This is a genomic window from Streptococcus oralis (genome assembly GCF_023110435.1).
Classification (GTDB): Bacteria; Bacillota; Bacilli; order Lactobacillales; family Streptococcaceae; genus Streptococcus; species Streptococcus oralis_CF.
Map to the genome: position 1 here is coordinate 48495 of NZ_JALDWB010000001.1, position 23555 is coordinate 72049.

A 23555-nucleotide genomic window follows, 5' to 3' on the forward strand; every position below is an offset into this window, starting at 1 on the left:
GAGCCAGAATGGCAATTGAAAATTATATGCCAGATTTTGCTGTGGGAGCAGTCTATGATCTGACAGTCCCAAGCCTGCAGGCGCAGGGAATCAAGGCTGTTTTGGTCGATTTGGACAATACCCTCATTGCTTGGAACAACCCTGATGGGACGCCAGAGATGAAGCAATGGCTACATGACCTTCGTGACGCAGGTATTCGTGTCATCGTGGTCTCAAATAATACCAAAAAACGGGTTCAACGAGCAGTTGAGAAGTTTGGGATTGACTACGTTTATTGGGCCTTGAAGCCCTTCACATTTGGGATTGACCGTGCTATGAAGGAATTTCACTACGAAAAAAATGAAGTGGTCATGGTCGGCGATCAACTCATGACAGATATACGAGCGGCTCATCGTGCAGGCATTCGCTCAATCTTAGTCAAACCCTTGGTCCAACACGACTCCATCAAAACGCAGATTAACCGAGCTCGCGAGCGCCGTGTCATGAAGCAAATTACTGAAAAGTACGGACCGATTACATATAAAAAAGGAATTTAACTATGGAAGAAATTCTCTGTATTGGTTGTGGAGCAACCATTCAGACGACAGACAAGGCTGGTCTTGGCTTCACTCCCCAATCAGCACTCGAAAAAGGTTTGGAGACTGGCGAAGTCTATTGCCAACGTTGTTTCCGTCTCCGCCACTACAATGAAATCACGGATGTCCAGTTGACAGACGATGATTTCCTCAAGCTCTTGCACGAGGTGGGAGACAGTGATGCCTTGGTGGTCAATGTCATTGATATCTTTGACTTTAATGGCTCTGTCATCCCAGGTTTGCCACGTTTTGTGTCGGGCAATGATGTCCTCTTGGTTGGAAATAAAAAAGATATTCTACCCAAGTCTGTTAAACCGGGCAAGATTAGCCAATGGCTCATGGAGCGTGCCCACGAAGAAGGTCTTCGCCCTGTGGATGTCGTCCTGACTTCAGCCCAAAACAAACATGCCATTAAGGAAGTCATTGACAAGATTGAACACTACCGTAAGGGACGTGATGTCTATGTGGTTGGCGTGACCAACGTTGGAAAATCAACCCTTATCAATGCCATTATCCAAGAAATCACGGGTGACCAGAATGTCATCACGACTTCGCGTTTCCCAGGGACAACCTTGGACAAGATCGAGATTCCACTTGACGACGGATCTTATATTTACGATACGCCGGGAATCATCCATCGTCACCAGATGGCTCATTACTTGACGGCCAAAAACCTCAAGTATGTCAGCCCTAAAAAGGAAATCAAGCCAAAAACCTATCAGCTCAATCCGGAACAAACCCTGTTTTTAGGTGGTCTAGGACGATTTGACTTTATATCAGGAGAAAAGCAAGGATTCACAGCTTTCTTTGATAATGAACTCAAACTCCATCGTACTAAGCTTGAAGGCGCTAGTGCTTTTTATGACAAGCACCTTGGAACCCTCCTCACACCTCCTAACAATAAGGAAAAAGAAGATTTTCCAAAGCTTGTTCAGCATGTCTTTACCATCAAGGACAAGACAGACCTAGTCATCTCAGGACTAGGCTGGATCCGAGTAACAGGCAACGCCAAAGTCGCCGTCTGGGCACCAGAAGGCGTCGCAGTCGTTACACGAAAAGCAATTATTTAAAAGTATCATTATAGAATTATTGAGCGAACAAAGTGAGCTCATACAAAGATAGTTATTGCCGTGGTGTGATTGCCAATCTTTAGATTGAGATTGGCAAGGGGCAAAATTGAGACTTAGGCTCAATTGTGAGGTCAGGAAATCCATTTTTCAAAGATGAAATCTTTGAAAAATTAGTTCCGACCGTCCCTCACCACCTAAAATAACTATCAAAAAAGGAAGAAAGATTATGTCATTAACATCAAAACAACGTGCCTTCCTCAACAGCCAGGCACACACCCTCAAACCTATTATCCAAATCGGGAAAAATGGTCTCAACGACCAAATCAAAACCAGTGTTCGTCAGGCTCTTGACGCACGTGAATTGATCAAGGTTACTCTCTTACAAAACACAGATGAAAACATCCACGAAGTAGCTGAAATTTTAGAAGAAGAAATCGGTGCGGATACTGTCCAAAAAATCGGACGCATCTTGATCTTATTTAAACAATCTAGCAAGAAAGAAAATCGCAAGATTTCTAAAAAAGTCAAAGAAATCTAAAACCTACTCCAAACAACTGTTTTTACAGAGAATTAAAGGAAGACGAGCCTATGGCAATCGAATTATTGACTCCCTTTACCAAGGTAGAGTTGGAGCCAGAAATCAAGGAGAAAAAACGTAAACAAGTTGGGATTTTAGGGGGAAATTTTAACCCCGTTCACAATGCCCATCTTATTGTTGCGGACCAAGTACGACAACAGTTGGGACTGGATCAGGTCTTGCTTATGCCCGAATACCAACCACCTCATGTAGATAAAAAAGAAACCATCCCTGAGCACCATCGTCTTAAAATGCTTAAGTTAGCGATTGAGGGGATTGAAGGTCTAGCCATTGAAACCATTGAGCTAGAGCGCAAGGGCATTTCCTATACCTACGACACCATGAGGATTTTGACAGAGCAACATCCAGATACGGATTATTACTTCATTATCGGAGCTGACATGGTGGACTATCTACCTAAGTGGTACCGAATTGATGAGCTGGTCGACATGGTTCAGTTTGTTGGAGTTCAGCGCCCACGCTACAAGGCAGGGACTTCCTATCCAGTCATCTGGGTAGATGTACCTCTCATGGATATCTCCTCCAGCATGGTGCGTGACTTCATTGCCCAAGGTCGGAAACCCAACTTTCTCCTACCTCAGCCAGTGCTAGACTACATCGAGAAGGAGGGGATCTACTGATGGCCTATCAAGACTATATTAACTGTTCACGTGGGGCTTTGTTGGAAAAAATGACAGAGCTTCTACCTGAAAAACGCTTAACCCATTGTTTGGGTGTAGAACGTGCGGCCATAGAACTGGCTCAGCGCTTTGATGTGGATAGTGAGAAAGCAGGTCTAGCAGGACTTCTCCACGACTATGCTAAAAAGTTGTCAGATCAGGAATTTCTAAACTTGATTGCCCGTTATCAGCTAGACCCTGACCTCAAAAACTGGGGCAATAATGTCTGGCATGGCATGGTTGGCATCTACAAGATTCAGGAAGATTTGAATTTGAAAGATTCTGAGATCCTGCGGGCCATTGAAATCCATACAGTCGGAGCTGGTCAGATGACAGACTTAGATAAGGTTGTCTATGTCGCAGACTATATCGAGCATAACCGAGCATTTCCGGGAGTGGATGTGGCGCGTGAGATTGCTGAGCTATCGCTCAATAAGGCGGTGGCCTATGAAACGGCACGAACTGTGGAGCATTTGGCTCATCAAGGATTTCCCATCTATCCCCAAACCCTTGAAACCTATAACGCCTTTGTGCACTATTTGAAAGAGGACTAAATGAACGAAAAAGAATTACTAGAACTAGTCGTGAAAGCGGCTGATGAGAAACGTGCGGAGGATATCCTTGCACTTGATGTACAAGATTTGACCAGTGTGACAGACTACTTTGTTATCACTAGCTCGATGAATAGCCGTCAGTTGGACGCAATCGCTGATAACATCCGTGAAAAAGTAGCTGATGCTGGTGTTAAAGGCAGCCATGTCGAAGGTGATGCAGCGGGAGGCTGGGTCTTGTTGGACCTCGGTGGAATCGTCGTGCATATCTTTTCAGAAGAAATGCGTTCCCACTATAACCTTGAAAAACTATGGCATGAGGCGGATTCAGTAGATTTATCTGAAACTCTGGCGTAGAAGATGAACTCAGTTGCAGTCAACTGGGTTTATTTGCTTATTATAGAAAAAATGGATAGAAAGGTGAGGGCGTCGTGTTTTGTTCATCTCGAAACTGAACACGAGCTAAAAGCTGCGAGAAAAAGATAAACTTTCTTTGTATCTGACGATACAGCAGAAAGTTTCCTATTTTCTCCTTGCTTTTAACGCTCTTTGTATCTTAATTATGGCAACTTATGAAACCTTTGCGGCTGTTTACGATGCTGTGATGGATGATAGTTTATACAATAAATGGACGGATTTTTCGCAGCGTCATTTGCCTAAGACCAAGGAGAGAAAGAAGCTTTTGGAATTGGCTTGTGGGACAGGCATCCAGTCTGTGCGCTTTTCTCAGGCTGGTTTTGAGGTGACTGGACTGGACTTGAGCGCGGATATGCTGAAGATTGCTGAAAAGAGAGCTACTTCAGCCAAGCAAAAGATTGATTTTATTGAGGGCAACATGCTGGATTTGTCTAAGGCTGGTAAATATGATTTTGTCACTTGTTATTCGGATTCTATCTGCTACATGCAGGATGAGGTGGAAGTTGGGGACGTCTTTAAGGAAGTCTATAATGCCCTTAACGAAGATGGGGTATTTATCTTTGATGTCCATTCGACCTACCAGACAGATGAAGTTTTTCCAGGCTATTCTTACCATGAAAATGCAGAAGATTTTGCCATGCTCTGGGATACCTACGAGGACGCAGCTCCTCACTCCATCGTGCATGAGTTGACCTTCTTTATCAAGGAGGCTGACGGTTCCTTTAGTCGCCACGATGAAGTGCATGAGGAGCGAACTTATGAGGTTTTGACCTATGATATTTTGCTGGAACAGGCTGGATTCAAGTCTTTCAAACTCTATGCGGACTTTGAGGACAAGGAGCCAACAGCAACCACTACCCGTTGGTTTTTTGTCGCGCAGAAGTAGGATGCCTGAATGATTTGGCAAAATAGATTGAGGTAATAATGTTAGGATTCTTTTTGATTGTGGTTGTGGTCATATTAGAGTGTATTATGCTTAAGAGATTTTTTTCAATGAATTTGAAAGAATATCAAGGATTTAGTACGAGATTTTTTTCTTCTTCTAGTGGTGGTAAAATAAGTACGAACAGCATAATCTTTTGGATATTTATTTCGCCATTTTTTTCTATCCTAGGCTATGTTTGTTCTTTGTTTTTGAATTCTGCTTTTAAAACATGTCATGTTTCATATAACTATTTATGGACGATAAGTTTAGTTTTTTGGATAGTTATCTATCTGATAATTTTGATATTAGGTCGTCGAAAATTAGTGAATCACTTATTTATTTTAATAATAGCGATAGCTTCAATTGTTTTAAATTGGTATATTGCTCGAATAGCTTTTACAGGAAATGTAAATGATATTTCGCCTGATTCCAGTAATACGGCATTTCAATTCTATTTAGCTATAGGGTTATCTTTAATTTCGATTGTTCAGGTGATATATGAAAGTGAAAATTACAATTTGAAACGTACGCGTTTTATTAGAGAGAAGATTCAGAAGTATCTACGAGAATACAAAGTAATATATTCTTTGAAAGGAAATATAGAGTTACTTTATTTGTCACTTGCAATTTTGGTACTAGAAGATTTTGAACGGCCTAAATTTATCAGAATTATAGAAAATATTTTGAGAACAAAAACAAGAAATATTGCTCAAAATGATTCCATTGATGATATTGATAGCGTTAGTATTCTTGTGAAACAACTTCAAGATTTGGCTGTTAGTTCAAAAGAAAAGGATAAAATAAAAAAATTGAGGTTTATTATTAAAGAGATAAATTGTTCAGATCAATATGTTACTAATGTTATGGAATTGTTTAATACAATTTCTCGATTAGATAGAGATTTTAAAATAGTTGAATCTAATAAATATAATAAGAAGTAAAGTCTAGTAGTAGGAGATTACCATGACCATCACAGGTATTATCGCAGAGTTCAATCCTTTTCATAATGGGCATAAATACCTGCTTGAGCAGGCGAAGGGACTGAAAATCGTGGCCATGTCTGGAAATTTCATGCAGCGTGGAGAGCCTGCTATCGTGGACAAGTGGACACGAGCTCAGATGGCGCTAGAGAATGGAGCAGACCTGGTAGTGGAATTGCCCTTTCTAGTCAGTGTTCAGGCAGCTGATTTCTTCGGTCAAGGAGCTGTGGATATCTTAGCTTGTTTGGGGATTGATACCTTAGCCTTTGGAACGGAGGAAGTTCTGGACTATCAGAAAATTGCTGACTTATACGCAGAGTGTGGTCAAGAGATGGAGAATTTTGTGGAAAATCTTCCTGATTCCCTCTCCTATCCTCAGAAAACCCAAGCCATGTGGAAGGAATTTGCAGGTCTAGATTTTTCAGGCAATACGCCCAATCATGTCCTTGCTCTGGCCTATGCCAAGGCGGTTGCAGGACAAAACATCAAGCTTGAGCCGATTCAGCGTCAGGGAGCGGGTTATCATTCTGTGGACAAGGATGTGGACTTCGCCTCGGCGACAGCCCTCCGTCAGCACCTGAGGGACAAAGATTTCTTAGAACGCTTTATGCCTACTGTTGACCTCTTTGAGCAGGCCAGTAAGGTGAGCTGGGTAGACTATTTTCCCTTGCTCCGCTATCAAATCTTGTCAAATCCAGACCTAACCACCATCTATCAGGTCAATCAAGAAATGGCAGTGCGCATCAAGGTTGCCATCAAGACAGCTCAGTCTGTAGAAGAATTGGTCGAGGCAGTTGCGACCAAACGCTACACCAAGGCGCGTGTGCGACGTCTCTTGACCTATATCCTAGTGCAAGCCAGAGAAAGCGACTTGCCAGAAGCCGTCCATGTTCTTGGCTTTACTGAAAAAGGCAGACAACACCTCAAGTCTCTGAAAGAGCAGGTCCATCTAGTCAGCCGGATTGGCAAAGAACATTGGGATGCCATGACCCAAAAGGCAGACCAGATTTACCAACTGGGACAGCCAAGTATAGCAGAGCAAAATTTTGGAAGAATTCCCATAAGAAAAGAAACAAACTAAGTCTACTGAAAGGTAGGCTTTTTTATTGTATGTTTTAATGAAAATGTCATTTTTAAGTGTTAGAAAGTTTGTTTGGGGATTTCAGAACTTTCTCCTAAAATTCACACAAAACTCTTCAATTTGGGTTTGTGGAAATCGGTTTTTTATGATAGAATATTAAGGAATGTATGTCATTCGATAAACAAATTTAATGAGGTAAAAACATGGAAATCATGACACTTGCGATTGCTGTTTTTGCCGTCATCATTGGTTTAGTCATTGGATATGTCAGCATCTCAGCGAAGATGAAATCATCTCAAGAAGCTGCAGAGTTGATGCTTCTAAATGCTGAACAAGAAGCAACTAATTTACGAGGACAAGCTGAGCGCGAAGCGGATTTATTGCTAAATGAAGCCAAGAGCGAAAGCAAGTCTCTTAAAAAAGAAGCACTATTGGAGGCCAAAGAGGAAGCCAGAAAATACCGTGAAGAAGTGGACGCTGAATTTAAGTCAGAACGTCAGGAGCTCAAGCAAATTGAAAGTCGTTTGACGGAGAGAGCTACGAGCCTTGACCGTAAGGACGACAATTTGACGAACAAAGAAAAAACACTTGAACAAAAAGAACAAAGTATTTCTGATAGAGCAAAAAACCTTGATGCACGTGAAGAGCAATTAGAGGAAGTCGAAAGACAAAAAGAAGCTGAACTTGAACGTATCGGTTCCCTTTCCCAGAGTGAGGCTCGAGATATTATCTTGGCTCAGACAGAGGAAAACTTAACCAAGGAAATTGCTAGCCGCATTCGTGAGGCTGAGCAAGAAGTGAAGGAACGTTCAGACAAGATTGCCAAAGATATCTTGGTTCAGGCTATGCAGCGTATCGCTGGTGACTATGTAGCAGAGTCAACAAACTCAACAGTTCACCTACCAGATGATACCATGAAGGGACGCATTATCGGACGCGAAGGTCGAAATATTCGTACCTTTGAAAGTTTGACAGGGGTTGATGTCATCATCGACGATACACCGGAAGTGGTAACCTTGTCAGGATTTGATCCGATTCGTCGTGAAATTGCTCGTATGACCATGGAAATGTTGCTCAAGGATGGCCGCATCCACCCAGCTCGTATCGAGGAGTTGGTGGAGAAAAACCGTCAAGAGATTGACAATAAAATCCGTGAATATGGTGAGGCTGCTGCCTATGAGATTGGTGCGCCAAACCTCCATCCAGACTTGATGAAGATCATGGGACGTTTGCAGTTCCGTACTTCTTATGGACAAAATGTCTTGCGTCATTCGATTGAAGTTGCTAAGTTATCTGGTATCATCGCCAGTGAACTTGGTGAAAATGCAGCTCTTGCCCGTCGTGCTGGATTCCTTCACGACATCGGGAAAGCCATTGACCGCGAGGTTGAAGGTAGCCACGTTGAGATTGGTACGGAGTTGGCTCGTAAGTACAAGGAACACCCAGTTGTGGTGAATACTATTGCTAGCCACCACGGCGATGTCGAAGCCGAAAGCGTCATTGCAGTGATCGTTGCTGCAGCAGATGCCTTGAGTGCAGCGCGTCCGGGTGCTCGTAGTGAATCTCTTGAAAGCTACATCAAGCGTCTCCACGATTTGGAAGAAATCGCCAATGGCTTTGAAGGAGTGCAAAATAGCTTTGCCCTTCAAGCAGGACGTGAAATCCGTATCATGGTTAATCCAGGACAAATCAAAGACGACAAAGTCACAATCTTGGCTCACAAAGTTCGTGAGAAAATTGAAAACAATCTCGATTACCCAGGAAATATCAAGGTAACCGTGATCCGTGAACTTCGTGCAGTAGATTATGCTAAATAAATAAGAAAGAGCAGTTGAAAAATTACTGCTTTTTTGTTACACTAGATAGAAAGACTGTAGAAGGATAACTGACGCAATCATCAGTATCCGAGAGAAATTTCACTTTATTTCACAGACTAACTAAAGGAGACATAATGGCAGACCGAGGCTTGCTAATCGTTTTTTCTGGTCCTTCAGGAGTTGGGAAAGGAACGGTTAGAAGAGAGATTTTTGAGAGTTCTGAGAATCAATTTCAATACTCTGTATCGATGACAACACGGGCGCAACGTCCTAGTGAAGTGGACGGGGTAGACTATTTCTTCCGTACTCGTGAAGAGTTTGAAGAGCTGATCCGTCAAGGTCAGATGTTGGAATATGCAGAATATGTCGGTAACTACTATGGAACTCCTCTGACCTATGTCAATGAAACTTTGGACAAGGGAATCGATGTATTTCTTGAGATTGAAGTCCAAGGAGCCCTTCAGGTTAAGAAAAAGGTTCCAGATGCTGTTTTTATCTTTTTAACGCCACCAGATTTGGATGAATTGCAAGATCGTTTGGTAGGTCGTGGAACAGATAGCGCTGAAGTGATTGCCCAACGAATCGAAAAAGCCAAGGAAGAAATTGCTCTCATGCGTGAGTATGATTATGCCATTGTCAACGATCAGGTGCCCCTCGCTGCTGAACGTGTCAAGCGTGTGATCGAAGCAGAACACTTCCGTGTGGACCGTGTCATTGGTCACTATCAGGAGATGTTGCCAAAATCTCCAACTACTCGATAAACTATAGGAAACAGGTACAAGCAAATGATGTTAAAACCCTCTATTGATACCTTGCTCGACAAGGTGCCATCAAAATATTCACTCGTAATCTTGGAAGCAAAACGTGCCCACGAACTAGAAGCAGGCGCGCCAGCAACTCAAGAGTTTAAGTCTGAAAAATCAACTCTTCGTGCTTTGGAAGAAATCGAGTCTGGAAATGTAACCATTCACCCAGATCCAGAAGGAAAACGTGAAGCGGTTCGTCTCCGTATCGAAGAAGAAAAACGCCGCAAAGAAGAAGAAGAAAAGAAAATCAAAGAGCAAATCGCTAAAGAAAAAGAAGATGGTGAAAAAATTTAAGGTTGGGGGGACTCAATCTTATTTTTTCTATTGCTAGAATTTACTGACAAGAAGGAGGTGAGAAAATGGCAATCGCAAAGATTATCGTGGATGTTCCCTTGATGCAGACGGACCAGCCATACAGTTACAAGGTTCCTGAGGAATTTCTGGAAATGCTGGAAGTCGGTATGCGGGTCCATGTCCCCTTCGGCAAGGGCAATCGTTTGATACAAGGAATTGTTCTTGGCTTGGAGTCCCAGTCGGATGAAGAGGTGGCAGATCAGGACTTGAAAGAGATTGCAGAAGTGCTGGACTTTTCTCCCGTCTTGACTCAGGAGCAACTCTGGCTGGCTGAGGAGCTACGTAAGTCTGTCTTTTCTTACAAAATCTCCATCCTAAAAGCCATGCTTCCAGGATTTTTAAACTCCAGCTATGACAAGATTCTCTATCCTCTAGAAGGCCTAAGTCAGGCGGACAAAGAGCGCTTGTTTGGTTCTGAAGATTCGCTAGCCTTTTCTTCTCTAGATTTAGCCAAGCAGGCAGAAATGATGCGCTTGACCAGAAAAGGGTTGCTCCGTTTAGAGTACCAGGCTGTCGATCAGAAGAAGGTCAAGACCCAGTCTTGGTATGAGGTTCATGTCGAGCAGTTAGAAGGAATTGAGATTTCTGCGCGTGCTAAGAAAAAGGCAGAGCTAAGAGACTATCTGCTGTCTCATCCTGAGAGTGCTTCCTTGGCTAGTTTGCTAGAGTCCTACTCGCGGGAGCAAGTCAACTTCTTTGTCGAACAAGGTGCTGTGACCATAGTCCAAAAGGAAGTTCAACGCTCAGCTGCTTATTTCGAAGGTATTGAAGCAAGTACATCTTTGAAACTGAATCCTGAACAAAGGCAGGCGCGTGATGCGGTTGTCAGTGCAATTGGCAGTCATCAGCCTCCCTTCCTCCTTCAAGGGATTACAGGAAGTGGGAAGACCGAGGTTTATTTGCAGATTATCCAAGGGGCCTTGGACAAGGTCAAGACAGCTATTTTGCTGGTGCCTGAGATTTCCTTGACTCCACAGATGACAGAGCGTTTCATTGCTCGATTTGGTGAGAAAGTAGCCATCCTTCACTCAGGCCTTTCCAATGGTGAAAAGTACGATGAATGGCGCAAGGTCGAGCGTGGCGATGCTCAAGTTGTGGTTGGCGCTCGATCAGCTATCTTTGCTCCTCTGAAAAATCTCGGTGTCATCATTATCGATGAAGAGCATGAAGCTAGCTACAAGCAAGACAGCAATCCGCGTTATCATGCGAGAGAGGTCGCTATTCTACGGGCCCAGTACAATCAAGCGGCCCTGGTCCTTGGTTCGGCTACACCGAGCTTAGAGAGTCGTGCGCGGGCCGGCAAAGGTGTCTATCACCACTTACGCCTGACCCAACGGGCCAATCCTTTGGCTACGATTCCTGAGGTTCAAGTGATTGACTTTCGGGACTATATCGGGCAGAATGAAACATCAAACTTTACGCCTCCTTTGCTAGAGGCCATCCAAGACCGTCTGGATAAAAAAGAGCAGGTAGTCCTCATGCTCAATCGTCGGGGTTATTCTAGCTTTGTTATGTGTCGGGAGTGTGGGACTGTGGATAGTTGTCCCAACTGTGACATTTCTCTGACTCTCCACATGGATACCAAAACCATGAACTGCCATTACTGTGGCTTTTCGAAGGGAATTCCTCATGTCTGTCCCAACTGTCAGAGCCGCAGTATTCGCTACTACGGGACGGGGACTCAGAAAGCCTACGATGAGCTTGCAGAACTCTTTCCTCAGGCACGCATTCTGCGGATGGATGTGGATACGACCCGTAAGAAAGGTAGTCACCAAGCTCTTCTTGACCAGTTTGGGCGAGGGGAAGCAGATATCTTGCTGGGAACTCAGATGATTGCCAAGGGCTTGGATTTTCCAAATGTGACACTAGTCGGAGTGCTCAATGCGGACACGGCCCTAAACTTACCTGATTTCCGTTCTTCTGAGAGAACCTTCCAACTCTTAACTCAGGTGGCTGGCCGTGCAGGGCGTGCGGAAAAGGCTGGGCAGGTCTTGATCCAGTCTTACAATCCTGAGCACTATGCCATTCGTTTTGCCAAAGAACAGGACTATGAAGGTTTCTATGCCTATGAAATGAGTATAAGACGCCAACTCGGCTATCCGCCTTATTATTTCACTATTGGGATTACCCTCTCTCACAAGAAAGAAGAAGAGGTTGTCAAACGTGCCTATGAAGTCATGGGGATTTTGCGCTCAGGTTTATCGGGCGCTAGTAAAATCCTTGGACCAACACCAAAACCCATTGCCCGCACCCACAACCTGTATCATTACCAAATTTTGATTAAATACCGTTTAGAAGATGAGCTGGGTCCAACCCTCAATCAGGTCTTGGCCTTGACTCAAGAACGGGAAAATAGCGAGCTTCGTCTCAGCATTGACCACGAACCGCAGCAATTTTTATAAGAAGGAGAAGAAATGACAAAACTAATCTTTATGGGAACACCCGACTTTTCAGCGACAGTTTTGAAGGGTCTGTTATCAGATAATCGTTACGAGATTCTAGCTGTTGTGACCCAGCCAGACCGCGCTGTCGGCCGTAAAAAAGTGATCCAAGAAACCCCAGTCAAGCAGGCTGCCAAAGAAGCGGGTCTTCCTATCTACCAGCCTGAAAAATTATCTGGAAGTCCTGAGATGGAAGCCATTATGAATTTAGGGGCAGATGGGATTATCACTGCTGCTTTTGGGCAGTTTCTCCCAAGTAAACTTCTTGATAGCATGGATTTTGCGGTCAATGTTCACGCTTCCCTCCTTCCTAAACACCGTGGTGGCGCCCCCATTCATTATGCCTTGATTCAAGGGGATGAGGAGGTTGGTGTGACCATTATGGAAATGGTCAAGGAAATGGATGCAGGGGATATGATTTCCCGTCGCAGTATTCCCATCACTGATGATGACAACGTTGGAACCTTGTTTGAGAAATTGGCCATAGTTGGTCGAGATTTGCTTTTGGATACTTTGCCTGCCTATATTGCTGGGGAGATCAAACCTGTGCCTCAGGACCCAAGCCAAGTCACTTTCTCGCCAAATATCAAGCCAGAGGAAGAAAAGTTGGACTGGAATAAGACTAACCGTCAACTCTTCAACCAAATCCGAGGGATGAATCCATGGCCTGTTGCCCACACTTTCCTTAAGGGCGACCGCTTTAAGATTTATGAAGCCCTACCAGTAGAAGGTCAGGGCAATCCAGGGGAGATCCTCTCAATTGGCAAAAAGGAATTGATCGTTGCAACGGCTGAAGGTGCTCTATCCCTCAAACAAGTGCAGCCAGCTGGTAAACCTAAGATGGACATCGTATCCTTCCTCAACGGAGTTGGACGGACATTGACTGTAGGAGAACGATTTGGTGACTAAAGTAGAAACGGCTAGAAATCTAGCTCTAGCAGTGTTAGAGGATGTTTTTGTCAATCAAGCATATTCCAATATTGCCTTAAATAAACACCTCAAAGGGAGTCAACTCTCAGCAGCAGACAAGGGTTTGGTGACAGAGATTGTCTACGGAACGGTAGCCCGCAAACTCACCTTAGAATGGTATTTGTCTCATTTTATCGAAGACCGAGACAAGCTAGATAACTGGCTTTATATCTTGCTTCTTATGAGTATCTACCAACTCCGTTTTCTAGATAAGATTCCCGATCACGCAGTGGTCAATGAAGCGGTGGAAATAGCTAAATTCCGTAAAAAAGGCAGTGAAAAGCTAGTCAATGCTGTTCTTCGTCGTATCTTGCGAGAAGGGTGGCCAGATATTGCAACTATCAAACGCAAAAACAAACGTGATTCCATTGCCTATTCTCTCCCAGTTTGGTTGGTGTCTAAACTCAAGGAAGAATACGGTGAAGAGCGAGCGCAAGCCATCTTTGAAAGTCTCTTGGTGCGAAACAAGGCCAGTATTCGGGTGACCGACTTGAGCCGAAAAGAGGAAATCAAAGCTTTGTTAGAGGCGGCTGATTCCCCTTTGGCAGCCACTGGTCTGGTCAAGGAGCAAGGTCACTTTGCAGGACATGATTTGTTCGCAGAAGGGGCCATTACCATCCAAGATGAGTCTAGTCAATTGGTTGCTCCGACTCTTGATTTACAAGGAGAAGAGCGAGTGCTTGATGCCTGTGCCGCTCCTGGTGGGAAAACAGCCCATATGGCTTCTTACCTCACATACGGTAAGGTTACAGCTTTAGACCTTTACGATCACAAGTTGGACTTGATCCAAGAAAACGCCCAACGTCTGGGTGTGGCAGATCGAGTGCAAACGCAAAAATTGGACGCTAGAAAAGTGCATGAGTTTTTTGAAAAAGACTCTTTTGACAAGATTTTAGTAGATGCTCCTTGTTCTGGAATTGGTCTTTTGCGCCGCAAACCAGATATCAAATATAATAAAGAAACGGCGGATTTCGCATCATTACAGCAAATTCAGCTGGAAATACTAGGTAGTGTTTGTCAAACCTTACGAAAAGGTGGTATAATAACGTATAGTACCTGCACTATCGTCTCAGAGGAGAACTTTCACGTCGTTGAGGCATTTTTAGAAAGTCATCCTGAGTTCGAGCAGGTTAAACTAGAACACGAATGCAAGGATATTTTGAAGGACGGCTGTATCTTGATCACTCCTGAATTGTACGGAAGTGATGGATTCTTTATCAGCCAATTCCGCAAGATATCAGATTAGGAAGGAACTGACACAATGGAAATAGCATTATTAACAGATGTTGGTCAGAAACGAACAAATAACCAAGACTATGTCAATCACTTTGTCAACCGAGCAGGGCGCACCATGATCCTCTTGGCTGATGGGATGGGAGGACACCGTGCAGGCAATATCGCTAGTGAGATGGCGGTGACAGATCTGGGCGTGGCTTGGGTTGATACCCAAATCGACACCGTCAATGAGATCCGTGAATGGTTTGCCCACTATCTGGAACTTGAAAATCAAAAAATTCATCAGATGGGGAAAGACGAAGCCTATAAGGGGATGGGAACAACGCTTGAAGCAGTAGCCATTATTGAAAATCAAGCTATTTATGCCCATATTGGTGATTCTCGTATCGGTTTGATCCGTGGTGAAGATTATCGCCAGCTCACAAGTGATCATTCTTTGGTTAATGCTCTGCTAAAGGCTGGCCAGCTAACTCCAGAGGAGGCAGAAGTTCATCCGCAGAAAAATATCATTACCCAATCCATTGGGCAAAAAGATGAAATTCAACCAGATTTTGGCATGGTTAGCCTAGAGCCAGGAGACTACCTCTTGCTCAACAGTGACGGCTTGACCAATATGATCTCAGGAAGCGATATCTACGATATCGTAACGAGTGATATTTCCTTGGCAGACAAGGCGGCAACTTTGATTCGTTTTGCAAACAATGCAGGAGGCTTAGATAATATCACGGTTGCCCTTGTTCACATGAATGAGGAGGAAGTAGAATGATCCAGATCGGCAAGATTTTTGCCGGACGATATCGGATTGTCAAACAGATTGGTCGAGGAGGCATGGCGGATGTTTACTTGGCCAAGGATTTGATCCTAGACGGGGAAGAAGTGGCGGTTAAGGTCCTGAGGACTAACTATCAGACAGATCCGATTGCTGTGGCACGTTTTCAACGTGAAGCGAGAGCCATGGCGGATCTGGATCATCCCCATATCGTTCGAATAACAGATATCGGTGAGGAAGACGGTCAGCAGTACCTAGCTATGGAGTATGTGGCAGGGCTTGACCTCAAACGTTATATCAAAGAACACTCCCCTCTCTCAAATGAAGAAGCCGTCCGTATTATGGGACAGATTCTCTTGGCGATGCGTCTGGCGCATACGAGAGGGATTATCCACCGAGATTTGAAACCTCAAAATATCCTCTTGACACCAGATGGAACTGCCAAAGTTACAGACTTTGGGATTGCCGTGGCTTTTGCAGAGACCAGTCTGACACAGACCAATTCCATGCTCGGTTCAGTCCACTATCTCTCACCTGAGCAGGCTCGTGGTTCCAAGGCAACTGTGCAGAGTGACATCTATGCTATGGGGATTATTTTCTATGAAATGTTGACTGGACATATCCCTTATGATGGGGATAGTGCAGTGACTATTGCCCTCCAGCATTTCCAAAAACCACTTCCATCTGTTATCGCTGAGAATCCAGCAGTACCACAAGCTTTGGAAAATGTCGTTATCAAGGCAACGGCCAAGAAATTGACAGATCGCTACCAGTCTGTATCAGAAATGTATGTGGACTTGTCGAGTTGTTTGTCTCACAATCGTAGGGGAGAACCAAAGCTAGTCTTTGATGAGGCAAGCAAGGTTGATACCAAGACCTTGCCTAAAGTTCCACAAAGCACTCTAACCTCTATTCCGAAGGCTAAGCCACAATTAGAGCGACCTCAATCAAAAGAGCAGACTCAGCAGGTGGTAGATGAAGCACCAGTACCAAAATCAGCGAAAAAACGGAAGTTTAAAGCTCGCTACATGATTTTACTGGCCAGTGCCTTGCTAGTTGCAGCCTCTTTGATTTGGATCTTCTCCCGAACTCCGGCGACTATTGCCATTCCAAATGTATCGGGACAGACAGTAGCAGAGGCAAAAGAAGCCCTTAAAAAGGCTAATTTTGAAGTAGGTGAAGAAAAGGCAGAGGCCAGTGAGACAGTAGCCGAAGGTCGCGTCATTCGAACAGACCCAGAAGCTGGAAGTGGTCGAAAAGAAGGAAGCAAAGTAAATCTAATCGTGTCTTCAGGTAAGCAATCCTTCCAACTAAGTAACTATGTAGGACGTAAGTCCTCGGATGTTGTCGCAGAGCTCAAAGAAAAAAAGGTTCCAGAAAATCTTATCAAGATCGAGGAAGAGGAATCTAGCGAAAGCGATCCAGGAACAGTCATTAGGCAAACCCCAGCTGCAGGAAGTACTTACGACCTAACAAAGGCAACAAGTATTGTATTGACAGTTGCTAAGAAGGTGACCAGTGTTTCGATGCCAAGTTACATTGGTTCAAGTCTCGAATTTACTAAGAACAATTTGACTCAGATTGTTGGTGTAAAAGAAGCTAATATCGAAGTTGTGGAAGTATCGACTGCTCCTGAAGGAACTACTGCAGGAACAGTTGTTAGTCAGGAACCTAAACCTGGAGAAAAGGTAGATCTCAATAAAACACGTGTTAAGATTTCTATTTATAAACCAAAACCACTTCCTTCTTCATCAAGTTCGTCTCAACACAGAAATCCAGGAACAGACACGACGCCTTCACAGAGTAACAATCAAGGTAGCAACCCTACAACGGATTCTTCAGATGGCAGTAGAACGTCAAGTAATGAACGAAATTAACCCAATCTTTGTCATGATTTCATGACAAAGATTTTTTTTCATGAACTTTTGTGATAGAATAGAGGGAGCAGAAAATAGGAGTAGAAAATGGACGAATCAAAAGAGTTAAATGCTGTCATTGATGTGATTATGCTAGCTGGAACCATTCTCTTGAAAAGTGGTTCGGAGATTCATCGGGTTGAGGACACCATGATTCGCATTGCCCATTCACAGGGAATAGTGGATTGCAATGTTCTTGCCATGCCTGCAGCTATTTTCTTTTCGATTGAAAACACCAATATTTCTCGTATGAAACGAGTAACCTCATCCTCCTATAACATCGAAAAAGTCTGTGATGTCAACCAAGTATCACGAGAACTTGTGGGTGGCCAGATTGATCTTTCTACAGCTTTTAAAAAGCTGAAGGAAATCAGAAATCAAGCTCTTCCTTATAGCAAGTTCCAAGTGACTGTAGCAGCAACCCTCAGTGCTCCTTTCTTCTCGATTATGTTTGGCGGCAATGTCTATGATGCTTTTGGAGCAGGCGTTGCGACCTTGTTTGGTTTTGCTTTCTCTCTCTATGTCGAGAAGTTTATCCGAATTCCTTTTGTAACAGCTTTTGCAGGTGCCTTTGTTTTTGGCTTGATTGCCCAGTTCTGGGCTCGCTATACTGGATTTCCTTCGACGGCAGACCTAATCATAGCAGGAGCCGTCATGCCCTTTGTTCCAGGGATTGCTCTGACAAATGCGGTTCGAGATATCATGACCAATCATATCAACTCTGGTATGAGCAAGATGTTTGAATCCCTGCTCATTACCCTCGCTTTAGGGGCCGGCACTTCTGTCGCCCTGGTTTTGATGACATAAGATGACTCTAACAAGTATTTTACTCCAAGCAGTGGCGAGTTTGCTCGCCATTATAAACTTTCTAATCGTACTGAATGTCCAACGTTCCATGCTTCTACCTGGTGGGGTTTTGGGGATGGGTGTTTGGCTCCTCTATCTCGTGCTCAAAGAACCAACTAATGTCATCGTTGCGACCTTTATCGCAGCGGTGGTTGGTTCTTGTATCAGCCAGATTTTAAGTATTGTCTATAAGACACCAGCAGTGGTTTTTGTCTTGGCTATTCTTGCTCCCTTGGTGCCAGGTTATTTATCCTATCGAACGACAGCTTTCTTTGTGACAGGCGATTACAGCCATGCCCTTGCCAGCGCGACTTTGGTGGTTATGTTAGCCCTCGTTATTTCTATTGGAATGGCAAGTGGAACGGTGATTTTAAAGCTCTATTACTACATCCGAAAACAGAGAGGAATCTCCTCCTAAGGCTGTCAAAGCAAAGACTTGATTTGGTGAATCAAGTCTTTTTTCTCTCTTTTGCCCCTATTTGTGATAAAATAGAATGAAACGATTTTTTACAATGAATGAAAAAACAGAGGTAAATATGACAATCGGTATTGATAAGATTGGTTTTGCGACCAGTCAATATGTCTTGAAATTACAAGACCTAGCAGAAGCAAGGGGAGTTGACCCCGAAAAATTTAGCAAGGGACTCTTGTTAAATGAAATTAGTATTGCACCACTGACTGAGGACATTGTTACCTTGGCTGCTAGTGCAAGCAACTCTATTTTAACAGATAAAGAAAAAGAAGAAATCGACATGGTTATCGTGGCGACTGAGTCAGGGATTGACCAGAGTAAGGCAGCGGCAGTCTTTGTTCATGGCTTGTTAGGCATTCAGCCTTTCGCTCGTAGCTTTGAAATCAAAGAAGCCTGCTATGGAGCGACAGCTGCCCTTCATTATGCTAAATTGCATGTGGAAAATTCTCCAGAGTCTAAGGTTTTGGTCATTGCCAGTGATATTGCCAAGTATGGTGTTGGAACTCCGGGCGAACCAACTCAGGGTGCTGGAAGTGTAGCGATGCTAATCACGCAAAATCCACGTATTATGGCTTTTAATAATGATAACGTTGCTCAAACGCGAGACATCATGGATTTCTGGCGTCCGAACTATTCAAGCACTCCTTATGTAAACGGCATGTACTCGACCCAACAGTATCTTGATTGCCTGACAACTACTTGGGATGAATACAAGAAACGCTATGATTGGACGATGGATGACTTTGCGGCCATCTGTTTCCACTTGCCTTATCCTAAGTTGGCCCTAAAAGGCTTGCGCAAGATGATGGACAAAACTTTGTCTAAAGAAAAACAGGATAGTTTACAAGAAAACTTTGATAAGTCCATTCTCTACAGTCAGATGATTGGGAATATCTACACAGGTTCCCTCTTCCTCGGTCTTCTCTCCCTTTTGGAAAATGCAGAGAATTTGAAGGCTGGGGATAAAATTGCCCTCTACAGTTACGGAAGTGGAGCGGTTTCAGAGTTCTTTAGTGGTGAATTGGTCGAAGGCTATGAGGCTTACCTTGATAAGGATCGCTTGAGCAAACTCAAACAACGTACAGCATTGTCTGTTGCAGACTATGAAAAAGTCTTCTTCGAAGAGGTGCAGTTAGATGAATCTGGTTCAGCCCAATTTGCAGGCTATGAACATCAAGACTATGCCTTGGTTGAAATTGTCGACCACCAACGCCGTTATAGCAAGGTTGAAAAATAATGAAGATAAGTTGGAATGGATTTTCTAAAAAAACATACCATGAGCGCCTAGAGTTGTTGAAAGCTCAGGCGCTCCTTAGTCCTGAAAAGCAAACCAGTCTGGAGCAGGATGAACAGATCAGTTTGGCTGTTGCAGACCAGCTGAGTGAGAATGTGGTGGGAACTTTTTCTCTGCCTTATTCGATCATTCCAGAACTTTTGGTGAACGGTCAGGACTACACAGTTCCCTATGTGACAGAAGAACCCTCAGTAGTTGCTGCGGCCAGTTATGCCAGCAAAATCATCAAGCGAGCAGGTGGCTTTATTGCTCAGGTTCATCAGCGCCAGATGATTGGTCAGGTAGCCCTTTATCAAGTTGCTAATTCAGATATAGCGCAAGAGAAGATTGCCAGCAAGAAAGCGGAGCTCTTGGGACTTGCCAATCAAGCCTATCCTTCTATCGTCAAACGTGGTGGCGGGGCGCGTGATTTGCATGTCGAGCAGATCAAAGGTGAAACAGACTTTCTCGTTGTTTATCTCCATGTTGATACCCAGGAGGCCATGGGAGCCAATATGCTCAACACCATGCTGGAAGCCTTGAAACCAGTCTTAGAAGAACTCAGTCAAGGGCAGAGTCTTATGGGGATCCTGTCCAACTACGCGACTGATTCTCTGGTGACTGCAAGCTGTCGTATCGCCTTTCGCTACTTGAGTCCCCAAAGGGACCAAGGACGAGAAATTGCGGAGAAAATAGCTTTGGCTAGCCAGTTTGCGCAGGTTGATCCCTACCGAGCGGCTACCCATAATAAAGGGATTTTTAATGGTATTGATGCGATTTTGATTGCCACTGGTAATGACTGGCGTGCCATCGAAGCCGGGGCCCATGCCTTTGCCAGTCGAGATGAACGCTATCAAGGTCTTAGTCAATGGACGCTGGACATGGAAAGAGAAGAATTGGTCGGTGAGATGACCCTACCCATGCCGGTAGCGACCAAGGGTGGCTCTATCGGACTCAACCCACGTGTAGCCCTCAGTCATGAACTACTGGGGAATCCTTCTGCCAAAGAATTAGCTCAGATTATCGTGTCCATTGGGCTTGCCCAAAACTTTGCGGCCCTCAAAGCCTTGGTGAGTACGGGAATCCAGCAAGGCCATATGAAATTGCAGGCAAAATCCTTAGCTCTCCTAGCTGGGGCTAGTGAGTCTGAAGTTGCTCTCCTAGTTGAGCGCCTCATCGCAGATAAAACCTTTAACCTAGAGATAGCCCAGCGCTATCTGGAAAATTTAAGATCATAAAAAAACTCAGACGAATCGGTCTGAGTTTTCTTGTGTTTAAATACTTTTACCGGGTAATAGAGTAACGGGTAAGAAATAACCAGTTGTCGCGACTTCCTTGCCTTCAATCTTCTGTAAGAGAAGATCAACAGTGAGGTGGGCAATCTCTTTCATAGGTTGCTTAATCGTTGTCAAATGAGGGTAGTAGTTCTCGATAAAGTAAGTCCCATCATAGCCGATGACCTTGAGCTCCTCAGGAACAGAAATTCCCAGTTCCTGAGCGATTTTGATAACTAGGATAGCTGTCAAATCATCCGAAGCAAAAATCGCATCTGGTTTCTGATGGGTCAAGATATTCTTGATTTCCATTTCTTTTCTGACGGGCGAAAAGTCACTCGAAACATTGATAATAGGTGCTTTAGGGAGAACAGAGGCAAAGCCAGCATGGCGAAGTCCAGTCGGTGAGTTAGAGTTGTCATTTCCTGTAATCATGATGATAGATTGGGCTCCTGTCTTGACCAAGGTTTGGGCTGCGAGGACCCCGCCACCGTAGTTATCAGAGGAGACGACAGGGATGTCTGGTGATAGATTTCGGTCAAAGGAAATAATCGGTGCCGTCACACGATTGTAGTCTTCGATTCCCAAGTTGTGACTTCCAGAAATGATACCATCGACCTGATTGGCCTCCAGCATTTCAATGTACTCTCGTTCTTTTTCCGAGTCGTGCTCGCTGTTACAGATGATGGTCTTGTAGCCATTTTTGAAGAGTTGGTGTTCCAACTTGTCAATCAACTCCGCATAAAAGACATGACTGATGTTTGGAAAAATGAGTCCAATCAACTTGGCAGATTTTCCTTGGAGACTTCGAGCTAGATTATTGGGCTTGTAACCTAGCTCTCGCATGGCTTCATTAACCTTTTGAATGGTTTTCTCAGATAGATAACCCTTTTTATTGATAACCCGTGAGACGGTAGTGGGACTGACGCCAGCAAGTTTGGCGACATCAGTTAGTTTTGCGACCATAATCTAATTCATAGTAGGTTCCGGTTGGTTTTCCAGATTTGATGAGGATACCGTTTTGATTGGCATGCGGAAAGACGCGACCAGAAAATACTTTTTCTCCTTTATTGATAAAAATTTCAAAGACGGAGTTGTCGATGAAGATAGTGGCAGTAGTAGCTTGCTTGTCGATTGGACAAGAACGAGTCGTACCAAATTCTTGGGCGTACTGTTCACCAGTCAGGCTACGGTCCACAGTTACCTGTCCATTGACAAGGTCAAAGTTGATTGAAAGTCCCTTGCCTTCTTCATCAGCAAGTAAGACAATCTCGCTCTGGCTATTGGCTTTCAAGTTGAGCTCGAGTTCATAGCTGTTATTGGTTTGAGTACGATTTGAAAAGGGTTCCTCAGAGGCACGAAGTTCTTTGATAGCTGCGACAGGGTATTGGTAGAGTTTCCCATCTTTGATAGTGAGTTCTTTTACCAAGGAGAAGGTTCCTTGGTAGTCAAAACGGTCAGATGGATAAGAAACATCTGGTAGCCCAAGCCAACTTACTGCCAATGCACGTCCATCTGGAGCGTTAAAGGCTTGAGTCGCATAGGCTTCGAAACCATAGTCTAGATTATAAAGTTGTGACACATCTACCATTTTAGCATTTTCAGGATCAAAGGAAGCCCCGATTTTGTACATGTTTGGAAAGATATTATCGTAGTCTAGAACGTCCTTATCCAAACCTTGTGGGCAGTAGAGAAGGACAGGTTGCTCCCCTACAAAGACCAGATTTGGACATTCCATCATGTAGGCAGTATGATCGTTAGCAAAGTCAAGGTCACCAACAGCTTTCCAGTTTGTGTAATCATTGTCCACAGCCTTGTAGAGACGGACGAAGCCTTTTTTCTCTAAGTCCTGCCCGCCTACGATAGCATAATATTGCCCCTTAAAGTTAAAAATTTGCGGGTCGCGGAAGTGGTCTGTAGAGTCAGAAGGCTGATCAATCAAGACCTTGTCAATCTTTGTGATTTTGCCACTTTTGTCCAAAAGAGCTCCAATCTGGTAAGGGTGACGAATCCAGTTTTCATCACGGACATTTCCTGTATAAAATAGGAACAACTGATCGCCAAACTGCATGGCAGAACCAGAGTAGGCACCGTGGCTATCCAATGGAGTATCAGGCAAAACTTTGACTCCAGTTTCTCTAAAGTGAACCAAATCATCACTTTCTAGCTGTGCCCAAGATTTTAAACCGTGGGCTGCACCAAAGGGGAAGTTCTGGTAAAATAGGATCCACTTGCCATCAAAGTAAGAAAAGCCATTTGGGTCGTTGAGAAGTCCTGTTTTTGGCTCAACATGGTAATGAGTATGCCAGGGAGATTGTGCCATCTTTTCCTTTATATGTTGAATTTCTTCTTGTGTCCAATCTTCATAGGGTCTATAACGACGCTCAGTTGTCCATTCCATTTTATCTTTCCTCCATAAGTTCTATTCTATTATTAATAGTAAACGTTTTCGGCAAAAAAAGCAAGTCTTTTATGTTGAAAAAGAGAAAAAAATGTCAAACGATTATCACAAAATAAAAGAAGAGA

General features: G+C 43.9%; 23 protein-coding genes. 21 read left to right on the forward strand and 2 right to left on the reverse strand.

The annotated features are described in order from the left end of the window. The first annotated feature begins 8 nt into the window (after nt 1–8). The 21 genes from M1F97_RS00260 to M1F97_RS00360 all read left to right on the forward strand — a co-directional run bounded on the left by M1F97_RS00260 (nt 9) and on the right by M1F97_RS00360 (nt 20993). Nucleotides 9–536, forward strand: coding sequence for a YqeG family HAD IIIA-type phosphatase (locus M1F97_RS00260; RefSeq protein WP_247943813.1), 528 nt, complete (start codon nt 9–11; stop codon nt 534–536). A gap of 2 nt (nt 537–538) precedes the next feature. Then, nucleotides 539–1645 carry a ribosome biogenesis GTPase YqeH gene (gene yqeH, locus M1F97_RS00265; protein WP_247943814.1) on the forward strand — a complete coding sequence of 369 codons (1107 nt, stop codon included), beginning with the start codon at nt 539–541 and terminating at the stop codon, nt 1643–1645. A 226-nt stretch (nt 1646–1871) separates the two neighbouring features. Continuing rightward, nucleotides 1872–2183 (forward strand): ribosome assembly RNA-binding protein YhbY, encoded by a 312-nt coding sequence (gene yhbY, locus M1F97_RS00270; RefSeq protein ID WP_247943815.1) that lies wholly within the window; start codon nt 1872–1874, stop codon nt 2181–2183. A gap of 50 nt (nt 2184–2233) precedes the next feature. Further along, a complete protein-coding gene (locus tag M1F97_RS00275) occupies nt 2234–2863 on the forward strand; it encodes a nicotinate-nucleotide adenylyltransferase (RefSeq protein ID WP_247943816.1) in 630 nt (209 codons plus the stop codon). Continuing rightward, nucleotides 2863–3456 (forward strand): bis(5'-nucleosyl)-tetraphosphatase (symmetrical) YqeK, encoded by a 594-nt coding sequence (yqeK, locus tag M1F97_RS00280; RefSeq protein ID WP_247943817.1) that lies wholly within the window; start codon nt 2863–2865, stop codon nt 3454–3456. The genes M1F97_RS00275 and yqeK overlap by 1 nt, the downstream gene beginning before the upstream one ends. Then, a complete protein-coding gene (rsfS, locus tag M1F97_RS00285; RefSeq protein WP_247943818.1) occupies nt 3457–3810 on the forward strand; it encodes a ribosome silencing factor in 354 nt (117 codons plus the stop codon). A gap of 205 nt (nt 3811–4015) precedes the next feature. Continuing rightward, nucleotides 4016–4756, forward strand: coding sequence for a class I SAM-dependent DNA methyltransferase (locus tag M1F97_RS00290; protein ID WP_247943819.1), 741 nt, complete (start codon nt 4016–4018; stop codon nt 4754–4756). Between the two features lie 107 nt (nt 4757–4863). Next, entirely contained in the window at nt 4864–5736 is an 873-nt protein-coding gene (locus M1F97_RS00295) for a hypothetical protein (RefSeq protein WP_247943820.1), read from the forward strand. A gap of 22 nt (nt 5737–5758) precedes the next feature. Next, on the forward strand, nt 5759–6856 hold the full coding sequence (locus M1F97_RS00300; protein WP_247943821.1) for a nucleotidyltransferase: 1098 nt from the start codon (nt 5759–5761) through the stop codon (nt 6854–6856). A gap of 203 nt (nt 6857–7059) precedes the next feature. Beyond that, complete coding sequence (locus tag M1F97_RS00305; RefSeq protein ID WP_247943822.1) at nt 7060–8673, forward strand: ribonuclease Y; 1614 nt, start codon at nt 7060–7062, stop codon at nt 8671–8673. A 134-nt stretch (nt 8674–8807) separates the two neighbouring features. Continuing rightward, nucleotides 8808–9434, forward strand: a complete 627-nt coding sequence (gmk, locus tag M1F97_RS00310) for a guanylate kinase (RefSeq protein ID WP_125398958.1) — start codon at nt 8808–8810, stop codon at nt 9432–9434. A gap of 24 nt (nt 9435–9458) precedes the next feature. Further along, nucleotides 9459–9773, forward strand: coding sequence for a DNA-directed RNA polymerase subunit omega (gene rpoZ, locus M1F97_RS00315; protein ID WP_002874282.1), 315 nt, complete (start codon nt 9459–9461; stop codon nt 9771–9773). Between the two features lie 65 nt (nt 9774–9838). Then, a complete protein-coding gene (locus M1F97_RS00320) occupies nt 9839–12235 on the forward strand; it encodes a primosomal protein N' (RefSeq protein ID WP_247943823.1) in 2397 nt (798 codons plus the stop codon). A gap of 12 nt (nt 12236–12247) precedes the next feature. Continuing rightward, nucleotides 12248–13183 (forward strand): methionyl-tRNA formyltransferase, encoded by a 936-nt coding sequence (fmt, locus tag M1F97_RS00325; RefSeq protein WP_247943824.1) that lies wholly within the window; start codon nt 12248–12250, stop codon nt 13181–13183. Then, nucleotides 13176–14489 carry a 16S rRNA (cytosine(967)-C(5))-methyltransferase RsmB gene (gene rsmB / locus M1F97_RS00330; RefSeq protein WP_247943825.1) on the forward strand — a complete coding sequence of 438 codons (1314 nt, stop codon included), beginning with the start codon at nt 13176–13178 and terminating at the stop codon, nt 14487–14489. The genes fmt and rsmB overlap by 8 nt, the downstream gene beginning before the upstream one ends. Nucleotides 14490–14504: 15 nt before the next feature. Then, nucleotides 14505–15245, forward strand: coding sequence for a Stp1/IreP family PP2C-type Ser/Thr phosphatase (locus tag M1F97_RS00335; RefSeq protein ID WP_247943826.1), 741 nt, complete (start codon nt 14505–14507; stop codon nt 15243–15245). Beyond that, nucleotides 15242–17125 carry a Stk1 family PASTA domain-containing Ser/Thr kinase gene (gene pknB, locus M1F97_RS00340; protein WP_247943827.1) on the forward strand — a complete coding sequence of 628 codons (1884 nt, stop codon included), beginning with the start codon at nt 15242–15244 and terminating at the stop codon, nt 17123–17125. Before M1F97_RS00335 ends, pknB begins: the two co-directional genes overlap by 4 nt. Nucleotides 17126–17212: 87 nt before the next feature. Beyond that, nucleotides 17213–17971, forward strand: coding sequence for a threonine/serine exporter family protein (locus M1F97_RS00345; RefSeq protein WP_247943828.1), 759 nt, complete (start codon nt 17213–17215; stop codon nt 17969–17971). A gap of 1 nt (nt 17972) precedes the next feature. Further along, entirely contained in the window at nt 17973–18428 is a 456-nt protein-coding gene (locus tag M1F97_RS00350) for a threonine/serine exporter family protein (RefSeq protein ID WP_000176900.1), read from the forward strand. A 118-nt stretch (nt 18429–18546) separates the two neighbouring features. Continuing rightward, nucleotides 18547–19719 carry a hydroxymethylglutaryl-CoA synthase gene (locus M1F97_RS00355; protein WP_247944306.1) on the forward strand — a complete coding sequence of 391 codons (1173 nt, stop codon included), beginning with the start codon at nt 18547–18549 and terminating at the stop codon, nt 19717–19719. After that, nucleotides 19719–20993 carry a hydroxymethylglutaryl-CoA reductase, degradative gene (locus tag M1F97_RS00360; protein WP_247943829.1) on the forward strand — a complete coding sequence of 425 codons (1275 nt, stop codon included), beginning with the start codon at nt 19719–19721 and terminating at the stop codon, nt 20991–20993. The genes M1F97_RS00355 and M1F97_RS00360 overlap by 1 nt, the downstream gene beginning before the upstream one ends. Before the next feature lie 36 nt (nt 20994–21029). Here M1F97_RS00360 and M1F97_RS00365 read toward each other — a convergent pair whose 3' ends face one another. Next, nucleotides 21030–21995, reverse strand: a complete 966-nt coding sequence (locus M1F97_RS00365; RefSeq protein WP_033606002.1) for a LacI family DNA-binding transcriptional regulator — start codon at nt 21993–21995, stop codon at nt 21030–21032. Next, nucleotides 21976–23430, reverse strand: coding sequence for a sucrose-6-phosphate hydrolase (locus tag M1F97_RS00370; protein WP_247943830.1), 1455 nt, complete (start codon nt 23428–23430; stop codon nt 21976–21978). The genes M1F97_RS00365 and M1F97_RS00370 overlap by 20 nt, the downstream gene beginning before the upstream one ends. Nucleotides 23431–23555: the final 125 nt, after the last annotated feature.